Source organism: Rhodopirellula baltica SH 1 (genome assembly GCF_000196115.1).
Classification (GTDB): domain Bacteria; phylum Planctomycetota; class Planctomycetia; order Pirellulales; family Pirellulaceae; genus Rhodopirellula; species Rhodopirellula baltica.
Genome location: NC_005027.1, coordinates 1622789 through 1641885, shown reverse-complemented (window position 1 = coordinate 1641885; position 19097 = coordinate 1622789). Strand labels below are relative to the sequence as shown.

At 57.1% G+C, this 19097-nt stretch carries 12 protein-coding genes and 1 tRNA gene; 10 read left to right on the top strand and 3 right to left on the bottom strand.

All coding sequences use genetic code 11. The features are described from left to right. Positions 1-8: 8 nt before the first annotated feature. The 5 genes from RB_RS06280 to RB_RS06260 all read left to right on the top strand — a co-directional run bounded on the left by RB_RS06280 (position 9) and on the right by RB_RS06260 (position 7019). Positions 9-2348, top strand: a complete 2340-nt coding sequence (locus RB_RS06280; protein WP_164921616.1) for an efflux RND transporter permease subunit — start codon at positions 9-11, stop codon at positions 2346-2348. 91 nt (positions 2349-2439) lie between these two features. Continuing rightward, positions 2440-4362, top strand: a complete 1923-nt coding sequence (locus tag RB_RS06275; RefSeq protein ID WP_164921615.1) for a sulfatase family protein — start codon at positions 2440-2442, stop codon at positions 4360-4362. A 25-nt stretch (positions 4363-4387) separates the two neighbouring features. Next, entirely contained in the window at positions 4388-5575 is a 1188-nt protein-coding gene (locus tag RB_RS06270) for an aminotransferase class I/II-fold pyridoxal phosphate-dependent enzyme (protein WP_011119223.1), read from the top strand. Positions 5576-5734: 159 nt separating this feature from the next. Continuing rightward, positions 5735-5808, top strand: a tRNA-Ile gene (locus tag RB_RS06265). 23 nt (positions 5809-5831) lie between these two features. Continuing rightward, positions 5832-7019: a pseudouridine synthase gene (locus RB_RS06260; RefSeq protein WP_011119222.1), complete on the top strand. Its 1188-nt coding sequence runs from the start codon at positions 5832-5834 to the stop codon at positions 7017-7019. A gap of 547 nt (positions 7020-7566) precedes the next feature. On the opposite strand, the gene RB_RS06255 is transcribed toward RB_RS06260, so the two are convergent. Beyond that, complete coding sequence (locus RB_RS06255) at positions 7567-8037, bottom strand: tetratricopeptide repeat protein (protein ID WP_007328869.1); 471 nt, start codon at positions 8035-8037, stop codon at positions 7567-7569. Between the two features lie 71 nt (positions 8038-8108). On the opposite strand from RB_RS06255, the gene RB_RS06250 reads away from it, so the two are divergent. Both RB_RS06250 and RB_RS06245 read left to right on the top strand, forming a co-directional pair. Further along, entirely contained in the window at positions 8109-11201 is a 3093-nt protein-coding gene (locus tag RB_RS06250; RefSeq protein ID WP_011119220.1) for a COG1361 family protein, read from the top strand. 204 nt (positions 11202-11405) lie between these two features. Beyond that, entirely contained in the window at positions 11406-12449 is a 1044-nt protein-coding gene (locus RB_RS06245) for a DUF1559 domain-containing protein (protein WP_231846273.1), read from the top strand. A 422-nt stretch (positions 12450-12871) separates the two neighbouring features. On the opposite strand, the gene RB_RS06230 is transcribed toward RB_RS06245, so the two are convergent. Then, complete coding sequence (locus RB_RS06230; protein WP_011119216.1) at positions 12872-14224, bottom strand: integron integrase; 1353 nt, start codon at positions 14222-14224, stop codon at positions 12872-12874. Between the two features lie 1591 nt (positions 14225-15815). On the opposite strand from RB_RS06230, the gene RB_RS06200 reads away from it, so the two are divergent. From RB_RS06200 to RB_RS06190, 3 genes are all read left to right on the top strand, one after another. Continuing rightward, entirely contained in the window at positions 15816-16310 is a 495-nt protein-coding gene (locus tag RB_RS06200) for a hypothetical protein (protein ID WP_011119210.1), read from the top strand. Between the two features lie 125 nt (positions 16311-16435). Beyond that, complete coding sequence (locus tag RB_RS06195) at positions 16436-16954, top strand: hypothetical protein (RefSeq protein WP_164921612.1); 519 nt, start codon at positions 16436-16438, stop codon at positions 16952-16954. Positions 16955-17045: 91 nt separating this feature from the next. After that, positions 17046-17552 (top strand): hypothetical protein, encoded by a 507-nt coding sequence (locus RB_RS06190; protein ID WP_011119208.1) that lies wholly within the window; start codon positions 17046-17048, stop codon positions 17550-17552. A 385-nt stretch (positions 17553-17937) separates the two neighbouring features. Here RB_RS06190 and RB_RS06185 read toward each other — a convergent pair whose 3' ends face one another. Next, positions 17938-19086: an IS91 family transposase gene (locus tag RB_RS06185; RefSeq protein ID WP_011118929.1), complete on the bottom strand. Its 1149-nt coding sequence runs from the start codon at positions 19084-19086 to the stop codon at positions 17938-17940. Between the last annotated feature and the right edge of the window lie 11 nt (positions 19087-19097).

Genomic DNA, 19097 nt, shown 5'->3' with positions numbered 1-19097 from the left:
ACTACCACATGCCCCTGAAATCTCTGGCCGACCAAGCGACAACCTATCGCGTGCGATTTTGCATCGGTCTGCTAGCCGTGTGCATTCTCGCACCCTTGGCCGCTCGCGATTCCGCTCGTGCGTTGTCGACCATGTACAACGCACCGGCGTTGTGGTTGCCCGAGGACATGCCGGTCCGGAAACAATACGACGACTTCTCGGAGCTGTTTCAGGGCCAAGATGTCCTGATGATTGGATGGGACGGTGCCAAGATTGGTGCCGAGGAAGTCGATCAAGCCGCTCAAGCGTTGCTGCCACTGGTTCAGCCCACTTCGGACCGTCCGGCATACTTGGAAGGCGTCAGTTCGGGACAACGTGTCTTCGATGTTCTGACCAGTCCACCGACCAGTTTTTCAGAACGAGCGACACGGGCTCGGCTAAAAGGATCTTTGGTCGGCGAAGACGGCGAGCAAACGATTGTGTTGGCGACGTTCTCAGAAGCCGGAAACCTCAATCGGCAGGAAGTCCTGGCCCAAGCTCGGCAACTGGTTTCTGACCGAATCGGTGTTCCCGAGGATCAGATCTACACCGCCGGCCCGCCCACCGATGGTGCTTTGGTCGACGCGGAAGCCCAGGGTTCGATCGATCGATTCACGCTGCCATCGGTCATTGTTGGCGCGCTGATTTGCGTGTTCTGCCTGCGTTCGATTGTATTGACCGCGATCATCATCATCGTCGCCGTGATTGGCCAAGGCATGTCGTTAGCCATGGTGCTGTATTCCGGCATCGAAATGAACGCGATCCTAATCGTGCTGCCGCCGCTGGTGTTTGTGTTGACCGCCAGTGCGGGGATTCACCTGTGCAATTACTATCGCGATGCGATGTGCAGCGATCCGACCATCGATCCGACCGCAGCCACCCGCCAAGCCATGCAGGCTGGAATCTTGCCTTGTTGGCTGGCGGCAACGACAACCATCATCGGACTGGGATCGCTTGGCTTGGTTCGTTTGGTCCCGGTCAGTGCGTTTGGGTTCATCGCCGCGGGATCGGTGTTTGGCACTTTGTTGCTGTTGTTGTTGCTGCTGCCTGGTGCCATGCAGTGGCACGGCAAACGCCATCGAATCAAACACCGCGCGGCACTTGCAAAGGCAAACGAAGAAGACATCGATCCTCTGCCAGTAGAAAAATGGCGGTCGAACATCGGTCACGCCTGGGAAGCCTTCGCGGCCCGGTTCATGAAGTATCCGATCATCGTGGTCGCGTTGTTCACAGTCATCACCGCCGTCGCTGCGTCTGGATTGCCGCAACTGACGACCTCGGTCAACATCCCTCGAATGTTCCCCGAGAACAGTCGCATTCGGACGGATTACGCATGGTTTGAAGAACACATCGGCCCGACCATCAACGCCGAAGTCGTCGTCCAGTTCCCACCTGACTCGATGCCCGATCCCATCGATCGATTTCGATTGGTTCGCGATGTCGACGACCATCTCCGGTCCACCGAATTGGTTGGCGGTGTGTTCTCCGCTCGCTCATTTTTGCCCAGCCCACCGTCCAAGAAAAGTCGATCGATTCGATCAACCGTCTTGGAAGCCAATATCCGAAAGCAACTGGAGGATCCTGACTCGCCGTTGCAAGACGCTGGCTACATCGCGATCGACAAAAAGGGAAATCAACTTTGGCGGATCAGCTTTCGATTCCCATTCGACGAAGCGATCGACTACCGCACCGAGTTCCAACGTGTGCAGGCGGAAGTCATCCCCATTCTGGAATCAGCCGGTGAAGGGATCTCGCCACAATTCACCGGTGGCGTTCCGATGACGACGGAGTCACAGGATGTGCTGCTGCAGGATTTGTTTCGCAGCTTCCTTGCGGCCTTCGGCATCGTTGCAATCATCATGATGTTGTTGCTGCGAAGCTTTACCGGCGGATTGGTTGCGATGTTCCCGAACCTGTTTCCGACGATCACTTTGTTTGGAACGATGGGCTTGCTGGAAACCCCGCTCGACATTGGATCGGTGATGACCGCCAGCGTCGCGTTGGGGATTGCCGTCGACGGAACCATTCACTTTTTGACCAAGTTCCAAAGCCAATCCCGCAAAGGAAAGGCACGAACGGAAGCCTCGCTCGCGGCACTTCACAAATGCGGCCCCGCAATGTGGCAGACAACCGCCGTCTGCGCCATTTCGCCTTTGGTTTATGGATTGTCGGACTTTCAACCGACCCAGCGATTCGCGTTCATGATGTTCGGATTGCTACTTGCTGCCTTGGTGGGCGATGTCCTGTTGCTGCCCGCATTGCTGGCCTCGCCGCTGGGACGATTCCTTACGCCCAAAACTCCTAAACAAAAACCAGCAACGACTCGGTAGCCAATCGCGCGCATGCTTTCGTGTTCGGTTACCATGTGAGGCCACGGGTTGTTCCCCCACAATCTCCCGCCTCACACCAAAGATCTCCACCATGATCAAATATTGGATTGCTGCCGCTTGGGTCGGCTGCTGTTTCCTTTCGCCCGCTTTGCTGAGCTCCGTTGATGCAGCGGATTCCGATGCGTTGCCTCCACCAAACATTCTTTGGCTGACCAGTGAGGACAACGGCCCGCAACTGGGTTGCTACGGCGATGAATACGCCGACACTCCCAACCTGGACAAACTCGCCACACGCTCGTTGCGATACGAAAAATGTTGGTCCAACGCACCCGTGTGTGCACCGGCGCGGACCACGTTGATCTCCGGCATGTATGCGACCAGCCTGGGTGGCGAACACATGCGAAGCGGTGTGCGGGTCCCAGAAGATTTTAAGTTCTATCCAAACGTGCTTCGGGAAGCCGGATACTTCTGCACCAACAATTCCAAAACCGACTACAACTTCGCCGACACGGCCGCAATTCAAAGCTGGCACGAGTGCGATGGCAAAGCTCACTTCCGCCATCGCGAACGAGAGGACCAACCTTTCTTCTCGGTCTTCAACTTCACGATCAGCCACGAGAGTAAGATTCGCAACGAGCACACGCTGGTCCATGATCCCGACAAAGCCCCCGTGCCCGCGTATCAACCCAACGTTCACACCGTCCGCCGCGATTGGGCGCAGTACTACGATCGCTTGACCGAAATGGACGCGATGTGCGGAAAGATACTCAAGCAACTCGAAGAAGACGGGCTGACGGATTCGACCATCGTCTTCTACTACGGCGACCACGGCAGTGGCATGCCGCGTAGCAAACGTTGGCCATACAACTCGGGATTGCATGTTCCGTTCTTGTTGCATGTTCCTGAAAAGTACAAACACCTCGCGCCCGCGGATTACAACTCCGGTGGCGTCAGCGATCGAATGGTCAGCTTTGTCGACATGGGACCAACCGCGATCAGCCTGGCGGGTGCGAAATTGCCATCCACGATGCAGGGCGTTCCCTTTGCTGGCCAGCTCAATGGAAAACCGAAGGACTATTTGTTCGGGTATCGCGGACGCATGGACGAACGAGTCGACATGGTTCGCAGCTGCACGGATGGACGCTACGTCTACATCCGCCACTTCCACCCCGAGCGGATCTACTTCGCTTACATCGACTACATGTTCCAAACGCCAACGACTCAAATTTGGAAGAAGATGTTCGATGCGGGAGAACTAAACGAAGCTCAATCGAAAGTTTGGCAAGTCAAACCGCTGGAAGAGTTGTTCGATCTGGAGGCAGATCCGGATGAAGTCAACAACTTGGTTTCCAATCCGGCTCATGCGGACAAACTCAACGCAATGCGATCTGAGCTCCGCAACTGGATGAAGTCCACGACTGACCTGGGCGTCGTTCCAGAAGCCGAGATGCATCGATTGGCCGGCAACAAGCCGCCTCGCCAGTGGGCTTTGTCCAGCGATTTGGATTGGAGCCATTTGGTAGACATGGCTTGGGACACCACCACGGCATGGAACGGATTGACGGATCAGAAGCTGCAAGATCTGCGAGAACTTTGCACCAGCCAATCCAGCATTGATCGCTATTGGGGCACTCGAGGTTTGACGCTCGCGATGCTGTCACCATCTTCCACACTTGAGCCGGACGCACACGCTGCTGCTCTCAGGTTGCTGGATCCCATTGCCGCGAAAGGTGAGTCGCCGATCGTTCGCGCGGCCGCTTGCGAAGGCTTGCTTGTCGCGGGCAACGACTCACAACGGGAACATGCAAAAGAAACGCTGTTGCAATTCGCCAACGTTAACAACGAAGGTCACTTCGTCGCGATGACGGCACTTAACTTGATCGACAACCATCGACAAGAGCTGGACTGGGACGTGAAGTCGGCGCTGCGGAAAGTCCCCACAAAAGGTGACAATCCTCCGAAACGAGCCGATAAGTACGTTGAAAGTCTGCTCAAATATCTGTTAGCGAACTAGCGTATTCTCAGCAGGGATTGAACCGATGTCACTTCAACCGCTTCATGATCGACTGGAAGCCATTGCTCGAGAAGGCCGGACGCGAAAGCTGTGTGCCCGAAAGGTCGAAGGGGTCCACGTCGTCGAAGCGGACGGGCGTCGGTTGATGAACTTCGGCGGCAATGATTACCTCGGTGTCGTTGCCGACGAAACTCGCGGTTGTGATTTGCAATCGCCGCACGAGACACACGGCGCAACCGCCAGTGCCCTGATTTGTGGCTGGACCCCGCGCCATGAAGCACTCGCTCGTTGCATTGCCGAGTTAGAGATGGCGGAAGCCGCGGTTGTCTTCCCTTCCGGTTACGCCGCATGCTCGGGTGCGATCGCCACCTTGGCCGGCGAGGGCGACTTGATCCTCAGCGATGAACTCAACCATGCGTCGTTGATCGATGGGTGCCGTTTGTCGAAAGCCGAACGCGTCATCTACCCCCACCGTGACTTGGACTTCGTCGAACACGTTCTGACCGATCGCGCCGGCAAAGCCGGTTTGACTTGGATCGTGACGGATGGAGTCTTCAGCATGGACGGCGATATCGCACCCTTGCCTCAATTGGCGGATCTAGCCGAACGATTCGGCGCTCACCTGATGGTTGACGAAGCCCACGGCACCGGTGTCCTCGGGCGTCGTGGCGGCGGGCTGTGTGATGCGATGGGAGTTTCCGACCGCGTCACGGTGCGGATCGGAACGCTCAGCAAAGCGGTTGGACATCAAGGAGGCTTCGTCGCCGGACCTCAAGTCGTCATCGACACGCTGGTCAACGCCTGCCGCTCATTGATCTACAGCACCTCGCTGGCACCGATCGTCGCCGAGGGAGCCCACCGGGTGATCCAACGTCTGTCGCTCTGGCAAGATCGCCGCGATCGGCTGGCTCATCTTTCGCGACTCTTTCGCCGACGCATGAATTTGGAAGCGGGTGGAATCGAGGCCGGCATCCCAATCATTCCACTGGTCATTGGTGAGGAAGCCGAAACGGTTCGAGCCAGTCAAGCGATGCGAGAGAACGGCTTCTTTGTGCCTGCGATTCGTCCACCGACGGTCGCTCCCGGACAATCACGTTTGCGAGTTTCGATCACATCCGCTCACCGCGATCACGACATCGAACTGCTCGCGGACATCTTGCACCGAGTTTGCCCTCACCTGGGATCGGCGGAGATGGCTTCGGCAACCCAGTAGAGCAACTGGTCGCAGCCGACGAGAAATGCCCTCGCCAAAGGGCTTGGACCGATCCCTGACGACGACCTGCGAGCGGACTACATCAACCGACTCGCAACTTCATCACTGTCACAAACTCGGGTGGGCAGCTATCATTTGCCCCTGCGAATCTCGCATTTCGGGGCTGTAGCTCAGTTGGTTAGAGCTGGGAACTCATAATTCCTAGGTCGCGGGTTCAAGTCCTGCCAGCCCTACCTTTTTCTTTGCTCGTCCTTTCATGCCACGCCAACCCTCGTCCTCCAAACCCCAACGCGCCAAGTCTTCGTCGAAAGACAAGGCATCGTCGGCCAAACGAATCAACCAATTGCTCGCCTCCGCGGGCTTTGGCAGCCGACGTCAATGCGAGGAACTGATCCGCGAAGGACGGGTGGATGTCGACGGCGAGACGATCACCGAATTGGGAACCACCGTTGATCCTGACCTTCAAAAGGTTCGCGTCGACGGGAACTACCTGCGTCCTCAGAAACTGGTTTATTACGTTGTCAACAAACCGGTTGGCATCGTCACGACCAATCGTGACCCTCGTGGCCGCCCCCGCGTGATCGACTTGGTCCCACCAACCGAACGCGTCTTTCCCGTCGGACGTCTGGACATCTCCAGCGAAGGCCTGATCCTGTTGACCAACGATGGTGACTTGGCCCAAAAACTCGCTCACCCCAAGTTTGGTATCCAAAAGGTTTACCGCGTCGTCGTCGCCGGCGAAGTCCGTGGCGAAACGATGAAGAAGATGCGAGAAGGCATCTACATCGCGGAAGGTTTGGTTCAGGTCGACGGTGCCAAAATCATCAAGGCACGAACCAAAGCCACCGAAATGGAAATTCGGCTGAAGGAAGGGAAGAACCGCGAAATCCGCCGAATCCTTGCTCGGTTTGGGCACAAAGTTCAGCAACTTCGTCGTGTCGCCATCGGCCCGTTGAAACTGGGCGACGTCCCCCGCGGGGCTTACCGAAAACTAACACGAGACGAAGTCGACAAACTGCGCCGCAGTATCGATGCGGCTGAGAAAGCGGCCAAAACAGCTCCGCCGGCTCGTCCCGCATCAAAGCAATCGATCAAGCGCCGCCCTGGCGGTGCCAGCCGCAACGTTGCGGCCAAAGGAACCGGCGGACGTCCCGCGTTCAAGGGCGGCCGAAAAGCGGTCAAGAAGAGTCGCACGACCGAAACGCGTTCCAGTGCCACCGGCCCAAAGACATCCAAACCCGTCAAAAAGCGAACGCTGTCCAGCGGTGGTTCCACCGGAACGGTGATCGGCGCGGACGCTCCCAAGGAATCTCGCAAGAAGACGGAGCGAGGTACCAACCCGGACATCATCCGCAAACGAACTGCCGGGAAGAAACCGGCCACCAAACCCGGTGGCGTCAAAAAGGGCCGAGGCAAAGCGTCCCGTCGCGGCGGCCGTTCGTAACCAAGCTAGCTGCCTCACACCCCCGTACGATGGACTTCCAAGTCCGTCGACCCGCTCCACCCCAGCAACGCCAACCACCGCTGCACTCCCAACGCAGCACCGCACGCCAAGCTTGCTGCCTCACACCCTTCGTACGATGGACTTCCAAGTCCGTCGACCCGCTCGCCCCCAACAACGCCAACCACCGCTGCCCTCCCAACGCAGCACCGCACGCCAAGCTAGCTGCCTCACACCCGTACGATGGACTTCCAAGTCCGTCGACCCGCTCCACCCCAGCAACGCCAACCACCGCTGCCCTCCCAACGCAGCACCGCACGCCAAGCTCGCTGACTCACACCTCCGTACGATGGACTTCCAAGTCCGTCGACTAACTCCATCCCCAGCAACGCCAACCACCGCTGCCCTCCCAACGCAGCACCGCACGCCAAGCTTGCTGCCTCACCCCCGTACGATGGACTTCCAAGTCCGTCGAAACCAGCCCCCCTGCCGGACGAAAAAGTCCAGCATACGGCGAGAGAAATCCAGCCCGCGGGAAGACTAACAACGATTACAAATCGTCGTCTTCACCCAGCATCCCAATCGACGAGAGCAGTTCGCTCATTTCTGCCGCCGCGTGCGAATCGTTCTGAGTGCGAGCCTGTTCAATTCCATCACGCAGGATCGCACGAGCCTCATCGATTCGGCCCAAATCAACCAACTGCTGCGCCGCCATGAAGAACGCGGGCACATACGGCGGATCGTCCGCGAACAGATCACGTAGTTTCACCAAACTCGTTTCATGATCACCCTCGGACCGATATTCCATCGCCAAGGAATACCGCAAAAACGTGTCGGTCGGATCGTCCGCCAACATGGCTTCGATTTTTTCGCGTCGAGACATGAAACTCCATCGCTCGGTTGATTGGAAAGGACAAACAACGGCCGCAACCGCTGCTGATTCGGGGGCACCAAACAGCCCGTCGTCACAAATGACACAGGCCAAGTTTTCGCCCAAACCGTCATCGTCGTGCAAATTCATTCAGCACGGAATACCCGAACAGCCGATACCACGATCGAATCACCCTTTCGTGTCACGAGACGAGTACAAAAATGTCGCGCGGTCTTTGTCAACTCATCACGCATTTGGCGTCGCCACGCCGTCGTTTGCCGGTCTTCATGGCCGCAGCGATGTTCGCGACGTCCTTCACCGTCGGACCAACGCCTTGGACCTCTTTCGGGCCACAAAGCGTCGCCGCCCAAGAAACCACGGACAACCCTGAGATCCAACAGGTTGTCGGGAAACAGCTCAGCGGCCCAGGGAAGTCCACCGGCATCCTCAGCGGTTTGAACTCGCGTTCACGGACCACCACCCGATCCTCCAGCAACGGTTTGCTAGGCAGCTTGTTCGGTGGATCCTCGTCTTCTAGCAAATCAAGCAACGACGGCCGCACCGCAACCGCGGTCCCCAGCGAGCGTGACGTTGATTGGAGCGGCATCCCGACTCACCGCAGCCAAAGCACCACCCCACGATCCACCGCCGGAACCACGCCACTGCGTGATCCGAACGCTGGCTCACGCGTCGTGCAACGCTCGACTCCGCGACCAACCTCACAAGTGCCACAGCCGCCGAAGATGGAAACATCGATCGCTCGCAAGGCACCCTCGCAACCGATTCGCGTCGAAAGCAAATCGTCGCCGGTTCCTGTCGTTCGCAGCTCACCCATCGCGATCTCACCGGTCACATCAGAACCAGTCGAAATCGTGCCAAAGGTTTCACGCCGAATCCTGAAGGTTGAAACCGAACCAACGATGGAAGAATTGTCGACCACGGAATCTTCCCGTCGTCGCAAACCAACCGTCGTTGCAAAGACCGAACCCAAGGTCGAATCAAAACCTGCTCCGGTTGCAAAGCCTGTTCCTGTCAAAACACCTTCGGCCGATGTTGCCAAAGCCGAACCAAAGCCGGAGCCAAAACCAGAACCTAAGCCAACGGCTCCAGTTCAAACCCCGGCACCGAAGGTTGCTGCCAAACCAGCACCCGCACCATCCGCAACCGTTGCAGCACAACCAACCCAGCCCACCAAGCCCGCTGCTCCGGCTCCGTCGGAAGTGATTGCGAAAAGCGAGCCCGTTGCGACTCCTGCACCGGCTCCACATCGAATCAGCCAACTCGTCCCGCCCAAGAGCGTTGCGATGGCTCCGATCCAGGCTCCCGCACCGATCAACACACCAGCGCCACTTGCTTCGCCCGCAAAGACCGCATCGCCAACGATTACGCTGGGCGAAGCTCGCCAAGCACCATCGATGACGCAGAACTCTCCTGCCGACTCGTTTGTTGCCGCGTCGCCCCTCGCCACATCGACTCGTGCCGCTGCAACGAACAATTCCGGCGCCGACGAAACACCTACCAAGATGCAAACCTTCGGTGGCGGTCGTGCAGACATGCGTCCGTCCGGTTCGCTCGCGGCAAACGGTTCCAACGGAATCGCATTGCATCCGATCAGCGACCGCTTGCCCGTCGGTGCACCTTCGCAACCAGCGGAATCCACTTTGGGTCAACCACAATCGGCTTGGCACAACTCCAACGGCGTTTCGCACGACCAGTTCCAACCGCGGGATCCTTTCCAAGCTCGTTCGTCCGTGCCCGCTCGCTCGGTTGCCGGACCATCCACCACGCTTGGCAACCCAAACTCGGATCACGTCGGCACTGACTATCCAAACAACATGCGTGGGAACGTTGCTGCACCAGCGACCGCACCAACATCGGAATCCCAATCAACGACGACCGCCAGCGAACTGCCCGGCATTCGCGTGACCACGGCGGGCCCAAAGAAGGTCATGATTCGTCAAACGCACCCCTACGAAATCCGCGTCGAAAACCGCGGCAACGTGGATGCGGAAGGCTTGGTCGTCCGAGCTCACATTCCTGACTGGGCCGACGTCGTTGGTCAACAAGCCACCCGTGGCGATGTCGCCGGAGTCACCGAAAACGGTATCCGTCAACTGAACTGGCGAATCGAAACCTTGGCCGCTGGTCAATCCGAACGAATGCTGGTTCGCTTGAAAGCGTCACGAAGTGGTACCCACGATGTGAACGTTGACTGGACCATCGCTCCTCAAAAAGAACGCATGCAGATCCAGGTCCAAGAACCTGAGTTGGCTCTGACGATCGACGGTCCCGATGAAGTCATCTACGGTCAATCAAAGACCTACACGATTCGCGTCTTGAACCCCGGCGACGGCATCGCACCCAACGTCGTGTTCACACTGTCACCTGAATCCAGCACGCCACAAAGCCAACGCATTGGCGACATTCCTTCGGGCAAAGAAGCTCAATTCGAAGTGGAACTGACCGCTCAAGACTTGGGCGACCTGAAGATCCACGGTTTGGCTGCCGGTGATTTGGAATTGAAAGCCGAAGCGGACAAGAACGTTCGCGTCTTGGCCGCTGACTTGGAAGCCGTCCTGACGGGCCCCGAGCTCAAGTACCAAAACACCGATGCAATGTATCAGTTGGAACTGACCAACCATGGCACAACGGCCAGCGACGATGTTGTTGCAACACTGACATTGCCAATGGGCGTCACCTACATTGGCGGCATGGAAGGTGCCTCGTTGATCGACAACCAACTGCGTTGGAAGATCGCTTCGCTCACTCCTGGTGCACGTCGCAACTACCAATTCCAGTGCCGATTGGATTCCACCGGACAACATGAATTCACGTTCAACTGCAAAGGCAGTGCAGCGGGTCAAACCGGCGTCGCTCTGACAACCAACGTGGAAGCCATTGCTGACTTGGTTCTTTCAATCGAAGACCCATCCGCACCAGCACCCGTTGGACAAGACGTCACGTATCAAATCGTGATTCGTAACCGCGGCAGTAAACCAGCGACCGACGTGCGTGCGATCGCTCAATTCAGCAACGGCATTGAGCCTCAACAGTTGTTGGGCAACGACGGCAAAGTCATCACCGGTCAAGTGTTGATCAATCCGATCGCTCGCATTGATGCTGGTGAAGAAGTTCGCATGCAGATCATCGCCAAAGCGGCCGAGGGCGGGCACCATCGCTTCCGCACCGAAGTCCGCAGCGGTGACACGATCCTGGTTGCTGAAGAAGCGACTCACTACATGAACGCTCGCAACGATCGGATCAGCCGTCGCAGCGGACCGGGTGGCAACGAATTCTCCTTGCCACTGCGTTGATCTGACCAAGACTGCTGCTTCGCGACTTGCCAACCAATCTCGCTCGGGTGATTGTGAGATCTGGCAAGCCGAACGCGGATAGCGAGCCATTTGGCGACAACGTCTGATAATCGTCTGAAGAGCGGCGTGTTGGGAAACCGACACGCCGCTTTTTTTTGCAGATTCATCCTTTCCCCAACTGGGGGTTTCAGCGAAAATGGCGGCATGCCCTGCCCTGCCTCGCTCGCCCCCCACCGCCGGATTTACATTTCCACGATGCCGCGTCGTCTTCGCGGATCATCGGTGAGTGATGGCGCGATGATGCATCGAGCGTTCACGCTGGTCGAGCTGCTCGTCGTCATCGCGATCATCGCGATTCTGGTCGGGCTGCTGCTGCCCGCCGTTCAGGCTGCTCGTGAGGCGGCTCGCAAGGTTCAGTGCACCAACAACCTCAAAAATATCGGGCTGGCACTGCACAATTACGAATCGGTCTACCGCACGTTGCCTTGGGGCGCAAAAGGCGGCTGGGGCCCAAGCTGGACAACAGACATCCTCGCGTTTCTGGAACAGCGCGAACTCGCCGACATCGTCCCCTACGGTGAACGCGGTGGCGCAACCGGCGGCTTGCCCGAAAGTGTCCGGTTCAGGCAACTCGCGACAGCCCCCGTCATGGTCTTTCGTTGCCCGTCCCAGATCGGACCGGTCGCACTTAGCCAACCCGGAGACAAAATCACCGGCCGAGTGCGAAACACTTACCTCGGCAACGGCGGCAGCGATGTCAATTGGAATGAACATTCGATGTTCGACTACATCGGATTCGATCGTGGCAACGGCGTCTTCTTAGCGACGGACTTTTGCCACATCACTTCAGGTGGCGATGTTTGCGACAACCGCCCCGATCGCAAACCCATCAATTTCGCCGCGATTCTGGACGGACTCAGCAACACCGTGATGGTCGGTGAAACGAAGTACATCGACCACGAAGAGTGCGGCGTGTGTGATCACTTCATGCTCTACCATGAAGACTTCGACGCACAGAATGGCCAAGACTTCTCAGAAGCCCTCTGTTCGCTTCACTTCGGTTTCAACCTTCGAGACGTCCCGAAAGACAACTTGCAAATGTCGTTGGGAAGCTACCATCCCGGCGGAACGCATCTGCTGATGTGCGACGGCTCGGTTCGATTCACAACCGATTCGCTCAACGAAGAAGTCCGCCACGCGATCGGCAGTCGCGACAACAAAGAAGTGTTCGACGCCGGCGAATTCTAAGCAAGCACGCAGGTCCCACTGGCGATACCAGCCGCCCGGCGATAGCCCAATGACAATGACCTTACCAATTCACCCTCGCCCCTGGGGAGGTCGTGCAGATTGTCGAGATTGCGTTTCAGCGGATTTCTGTATGATGCACCTCTCCCGAAACGAAGTTTGGGGGGAGGTCGAGCGACGCCGTTCAGGCGTACGCGAGGGAGGGGGCCGAGCATGGAAAACGGCGCGGATTGCCCTCCCCCGGAAATCTCGCTGAACGCTCGCTTTCCGACCCCTCCCGCTGCACGGGCGGGGTTCTCAAGGCGTTACTGGCGATGCCCGTAAAAATTCACAACCTCCTTGAGGGGTGTGAAGTAAGTGCCATTCGGCATTAGCCACAGTTCCCGCACTCAACTGAAACCAACCACCGTAACCGACTGAGGCTCTCAGTCGGCCCGAGCGCAACCAATACCCGCCACCTCTTCCCGCACCAACCGATCCAACGGACTGACCACCTTCGCCTCATGTGGATTCCGCACATGCGTGTAGATCTCCGTCGTCTTCACGTCACTGTGCCCCAGCAACTGCTGAATCTGGCGAATGTCCGTCCCCTGCCACAACAGATGCGTCGCAAAACAATGGCGAAACGTGTGGCTCGTCACATGCTTCAGAATCCCCGCCTGTTCCACCGCGCGTCGCAAGTGAGTCGGGAAGGTGGTTGCGCGCAAGTGATGACGGTGGATGCGGCCGGTTCTCGGATCCCGTGACAATCGGTGCGACGCAAACAGATACTGCCACTTCAGTTCACGATGCGCCGACGGATACTTCCGGTCCAACGCATACGGCAGATACACCGAGGCCGTGCCGTTGGCCAAATCATGTTCGTGCAGTGCGTCGCGAGTCTTGACAAAACGCCGCAGCGGTTCAATCAAATCATCTGGCATCGGAACCAATCGGCTCTTGTTGCCCTTGGACTGACGAATCTCGATTTGCTTGTTTGCGAAATCAATGTCCTTGACCCGCAACCGATGCGTCTCACTGATCCTCATCCCGCAACCATACAGCAACTTCGCGATCACCAGATACACGCCCTCGAGTCCCTCGAACACTTGGCCGACCTCCTCTGGTGACATCACCGTGGGGGCCATCGAATCCTTGTTCGCACGGATCGCTTCGATCTTCCCCATCTCACGCTTCAGCACCAACTCGAAAAACTTCAGCAACGAATGAAATGCTTGGTTCTGAGTCGACGGAGAAACGTTGCCATCGACCGCCAAATCCGTCAGGTGAGCCTCCACGTCACAAGCGTGAATCCGGTCGAAATCCGCCAGACAATTCAGCCCACGATCCGCCATGAACGCCTTCAGCTTCCTCACGTAACAACGCTCGGTCGCGATCGCCAAACCAGCTCGACGCATCGATCGACGGAACTCCTGAATCGCATCCATCTCGTTGGGATTGATCTTGCCGACCACATCGTCGATCGAATCCAACCCGCCTGTCTTGGCTTGCTCGATCAAGATGATCTCGCCCATCTTTTTCTTCAGCGGCAACAGGTCGTTCACCTCTCGACGCTGGATCGTCTCACGGTACTGAATCAAGCCTTCGATGATCTTCATCCGCTTCCAAGCCGGCACCTCCGCATCGCGACGTGACCGCAAGAAAGCAATCACATCATCGGCCGAAAACTTCCAATCCGGTTCCGTCTTCCGCCGGTGAAATTGGCAAAGCTTTTGGAACCATATCTTCGCCCAACGCTGCTTCTGTTCGGCACTCGCCGGTTTCGAAAACGTTCCCATCACAACTCAACTCCCGCACCTGAACCGTGTCAATCCAATTCGTGTCATCCAACCTGCCACCTCAGCAAGTCACTCACCTCGTCGTTCCGCAACCCAAGTGGCTTAGGCTTCCAGCCTGAGAATCCCACCTTTCAACCCGGCGCGTAAGCGACGTCCAGTCATAACCCGCCGCGTAAGCAAGGCTGTTAGTCTCAACACGCCGCACAAGCGACGCGTGAACAACAAGTCACAATGTTAGCGGTGTGGCGCAAGCCGCCCGGTAAGAAACCGGAGGGCTCGCGCCCTTCCGCTAGGTCACTCGTTGTTCACGTGGTTCGAAGCAAGGCCTCCCAGCATCGTCGCAGTGGTCCGCTACTCGTTCATGTCGTTCCAGTCACAACCCGCCGCGTAAGCAAGGCTGCACCCACAACATGCCGCATGTGTAAGACTCCCGTCACAACCCGCCGCGTAAGCAAGGCTGTTAGTCTCAACACGCCGCACAAGCGACGCGTGAACAACAAGTCACGATGTTAGCGGTGTGGCGCAAGTCGCCCGGTAAGAAACCGGAGGACTCACGCCCTTCCGCTACGTCACTCGTTGTTCACGTGGTTCCAAGCAAAGCCTCCCAGCATCGTCGCAGCGGTCCGCTATTGGTTAATGTTGTCCCAGTCACAACCCGCCGCGTAAGCAAGGCTACAACCACAACACGCCACATGCGTAAGGCTCCCGTCACAACCCGCCGCGTAAGCGACGCGTGAACAGCAAGTCACAATGTTAGCGGTGCGGCGCAAGCCGCCCGGTAAGGAACCGGAGCGCTCGCACCCTTCCGCTACGTCACTCGTTGTTCACGTGGTTCCAAGCAAAGCCTCCCAGCATCGTCACAGTGGTCCGCTATTGGTTAATGTTGTTCCAGTCCCAACCCGCCGCGTGAGCAAGGCTACAACCACAACACGCCACATGTGCAAGGCTGCACCCACAACCCGCCGCGTAAGCGACGCGTGAACAACAAGTCACAATGTTAGCGGTGCGGCGCAAGCCGCCCGGTGAGGAACCGGAGGGCTCGCGCCCTTCCGCTACGTCACTCGTTGTTCACGTGGTTCCAAGCAAGGCCTCCCAGCATCTCCTCCTCCTGCCGATCAAACATAAGATTCTTCCCAAACGCTCCAACGCAACCAGAGGCAACGCCTCCACATCAGCCACCAAGACTGTCTCGAGAGCGTGAACAAGCTAGGCGAGAAACTCGCTGAAACCACCGCTCAAAGCGTGCGGTTTTGTCCACCGGTTACGAAAATGTTTGCAAGCGGGGAGCGGATCCCCAAGAATACAATGGGAATTTCACTGGACACTTTTGCGAGCATCAAAGGCTGCGGTCCTTTGGCTCGCGTTCTGCCGTCAAATTGTCAATTGAGATCAATCCGAGGACGCAACGTCCTGGAAGTGTCACGGTGAGAACAAGTCACCCACGTGGACGAAGTCCGCACCGACCGATGAGAACAAGTGCCCGGAAGGCAACTTATTCCCACCGGCAAACCGTGTAGAATAAACCTCACCACTTATTCCCACCTGTCCAACAGGTGATAAACAAGTTCTGCCAGTTAAAACGAGCACACCATTGCCATCGACGCTGCCACCGCAACTTGATTCATCGGTTTTCGGACGCCTAACGCTACGTGAGTCTGAAATCGAGATTGCGGGATCGATCGAACGGAGCTTCACCTTTGAATCGACCATCATCGAAGCCGACAATCGTGTTAGCGTTGTTCTCAATCCGGATCTCGAATGGCCTTACCCACCTGACGCCGAAAACCAAACACGTTCTCTATTGAACACCGCTGAGAAGATTCATGCCAAGCTTCAGGCTCTGGGGGCGGACGGAATATTTGAGCTTCACCGTTCCGGTCTAGCTCAACTTGGGGAATACAGTGGGTACGATCGCTGGAAAGCTAGCGAAGAGCAACTGTTCGCCTATTGGGTTCTCGAATCAGAGATCTTCTTCACAGACGGCGGCTTTCGGCTGATCTATGCTGGTCATCCGATATACTACCTGGACCTGTTGCTCGAATTTGACCGCGAATTCTGTCCAACGCATGTGCAATTTGATGGATAGATTTGGCAGAACCATGACATGCACGGGAGAACGGCTTGCGTGGTTTTTGAAGTGGAAAGTCTGTCGTCCGTTCCCCGTGATGTCTACCGTTCGCCGACTTGATTGATCCTCTCTGTAGCTTGAACATGACCACACCGCTCCACACGACTTTGCTGTTCATGTTCTTGTGTATTCCGAGTGCGATCGTCGCGCAAGAACTCGACGATCTATTTGCTGGCTCTGCTAAAACACCGCCTTGCGAGTGTGATCATCACATTTTCGCCTTAAAGGGCATCCCCGAATGGATGCCAAAAGCTGCGAAATCCGCGTTGGCGGAAGCCGTTTCTATGGACTGGAATGGAACCGATGCAATGCTTCTCTACTGCCCTACGACAAACGCCGTGATCCAACTGGTTCCCCTGAAGGCCTCGTGCTCGTTTCTCGTGTGCCCCTCGAATTGGCGCGGGTTCAAGCCTCGATTCGCGACCGAGGAATCAATAACGGAACGTGGTATACCTGTCGACAAGATCAGAGCCATGTTCCAATTGCCGGATGTCGTGATGGGACCATTGCAGATATCTGTTCGAGCACGGCATAGCGGTGATATGATGGGCGATGCCGAAATGAGTCGCAGACCGCAACGTACTAATTTCGGCGAACCATGACATGCACGGGAGCACGGCTTGCGGCTTTTTCCGCAATGGATAGTCAACTCTCCGTGCCCCGTGATGTCCGCCGTTCCCCGACAGACGATACATGAGTGTTGACATCGCCGAATATCGTTTCAAGACACTCGGCGCACGCGGACATGTCGTGCTTTCCGAATGTGACGTGATGTGTGACACCACATCGTATTTGGGACGTTGGAAAGCGACGACTCCATACTCGGCCATCGAACCGCACCCAATTTCACTTTGGCAAACGCCTCCGGTCACGATCTACTGTGGTGTTGGCTTGGGTTTCCTGACCGTGGTTCTTGGATTCGCAGCCATTGGCGAACTAAGGTCGAACGCATGGCTTCCCACATTGATATTCGGTTTCTATGCCGCATTTTGCGTGGCGGCTTTCGGGTTGCTCGTTCGTGTGGTGCGAAACTGGACCGCAGAGTGGATCATGTTTCCGACCGCAATTGACGGCCACCGTATTGCGTATATCAAGACTCGGCGTGATAAAGACGCATTCGACGCCTTTACCGCCAACCTGACATTTCGCATCTTGGACGCAACCGGCCGCCAAGAATGCGGGGAACCAATAAGGATTTGACTTCGCGTGGATGCGGCGGTTGAGTCACTTTCTCTTTCAGTTTTCTTCGTTCGCCGCGGTTTAGAACGCGTCGCCTAGCCGAAGCTCAAGTCCTCTGTTCAAGATGCCCGGGGGTGAATGACGAGGCGTTGATTAAGTCTCTCTTGGGAATTGCTTCCCGGCTGCGTTCTCTAACGAAGAGGCGGGTTGGCTCTGAAGCAGGTGACTTCCTGATCGGCCGTTTGCTCTCGGCCAGTTTCGCTGGGGAAGAGTTGCATGGAAGCGGATTGACGCTGATTGCCCGATGAGTTTTGAGCTTGAGATTGCCGTCGCGACATATCGCCCCCATTCGCCCTTCTGAAGACGTTCGAATTCGCTCGGTCGTTTCGCTTCCCTGGTTCATGCGTTAACCACTGTCGTAGTAAGTCAGCCCGTGCTCGGGGCGGATGCCCTGCGACGACAACGAGGTGTAGCTGACCTCGATCACTCGCATCACACCGCCGCACAGGCGACACTTCATCGGCACGGTCAGTGGTTCATCCTGTGGCGCGTAGCCGCTGCCCAGCCAGAACGTCCAGCCAAGCATCAGCCAGACCATCCACTTCACCTCCTCGACCTTCACCTTGCTGTTCCCGCTCATCCAACCGTAGTGGCGGATCTTCATGAAGTTCGTTGGCAGCACGTGCTGCAAGAAGTTGCCCACGAAGTCGTCGCCGGCAACGGTCTTGCTCTGCATCACGTTCCCTTTGCGACGGATTTGGTACGTCACCGTTTCCGAATTGACATCCATGATGCGACTGTCGTTGATCGCGACTCGATGAACGTACGGTGCCAAGTACTTCAGCGTCGGAACGCCGTGCCCAACCGGCTGGATGTCGACAACGAAGTCTTTCGACCAAGCTTCACGATCGATTTGGGCATAAAGACCTGCCGCTCGAAGCTCTTCGGCAAGCTTCGCCTTATAGGTGCGGATCAACGTGCCGTGATGGAACAAGAAGTTCTTCGGTGTGCTCTGCCATGACAGGGCGTGGCCAAGCTCATCCAGTTTCACTCCGCCGCCAGGAACGACATAGTGAACGTGCGGATGATAGACGGCCGGATCGCGACCCCAGGTATGAAGCACGCCGAAGAATCCAAGTTGGCATCCTTTCAGGCTCTTGGTTGCCGATCCCACATCGCGAATGCTCTGACTGCTCGCATCGAACAAGCATCGGTAACCGTCACGTTGGTGAACGCGCAGCACCAAGCCAACCTCCCGGGGCACCGTGAAAGTGACCAAGAAGTGATGAACCGGCATCAGCTTGGCAGCCTGCGTTTCAATCCACGCCTGCGTCCGCTGGTGACCGCAGTTTGGGCAGTGCCGATTGCCACACGAACGTCCGACCCAGTGATCGCTTCCGCAACCGCCGCACTGGTAGTGAACACCACCGAGCGCACCGGTGCGACAACGAGTGATCGCGCCAAGAACTTTGTCTTCGGCGACCGAGATCGAATCGGCGTGTTGCTGCAGGTATGCCGGTGCGAATTGGCGAAGAGCCTCCGCAACCGTGGGCATTTGCGAGAGCG

What these genes read in the sequence shown, in the direction of transcription:
- RB_RS06280 (WP_164921616.1), top strand. Translation starts at nt 9, where the DNA reads ATGCCCCTGAAATCTCTGGCCGACCAAGCGACAACCTATCGCGTGCGA.
- RB_RS06275 (WP_164921615.1), top strand. Translation starts at nt 2,440, where the DNA reads ATGATCAAATATTGGATTGCTGCCGCTTGGGTCGGCTGCTGTTTCCTT.
- RB_RS06270 (WP_011119223.1), top strand. Translation starts at nt 4,388, where the DNA reads ATGTCACTTCAACCGCTTCATGATCGACTGGAAGCCATTGCTCGAGAA.
- RB_RS06260 (WP_011119222.1), top strand. Translation starts at nt 5,832, where the DNA reads ATGCCACGCCAACCCTCGTCCTCCAAACCCCAACGCGCCAAGTCTTCG.
- RB_RS06255 (WP_007328869.1), bottom strand. Translation starts at nt 8,037, where the DNA reads ATGAATTTGCACGACGATGACGGTTTGGGCGAAAACTTGGCCTGTGTC.
- RB_RS06250 (WP_011119220.1), top strand. Translation starts at nt 8,109, where the DNA reads ATGTCGCGCGGTCTTTGTCAACTCATCACGCATTTGGCGTCGCCACGC.
- RB_RS06245 (WP_231846273.1), top strand. Translation starts at nt 11,406, where the DNA reads ATGCCCTGCCCTGCCTCGCTCGCCCCCCACCGCCGGATTTACATTTCC.
- RB_RS06230 (WP_011119216.1), bottom strand. Translation starts at nt 14,224, where the DNA reads ATGGGAACGTTTTCGAAACCGGCGAGTGCCGAACAGAAGCAGCGTTGG.
- RB_RS06195 (WP_164921612.1), top strand. Translation starts at nt 16,436, where the DNA reads ATGACCACACCGCTCCACACGACTTTGCTGTTCATGTTCTTGTGTATT.
- RB_RS06190 (WP_011119208.1), top strand. Translation starts at nt 17,046, where the DNA reads ATGAGTGTTGACATCGCCGAATATCGTTTCAAGACACTCGGCGCACGC.
- RB_RS06185 (WP_011118929.1), bottom strand. Translation starts at nt 19,086, where the DNA reads ATGCCCACGGTTGCGGAGGCTCTTCGCCAATTCGCACCGGCATACCTG.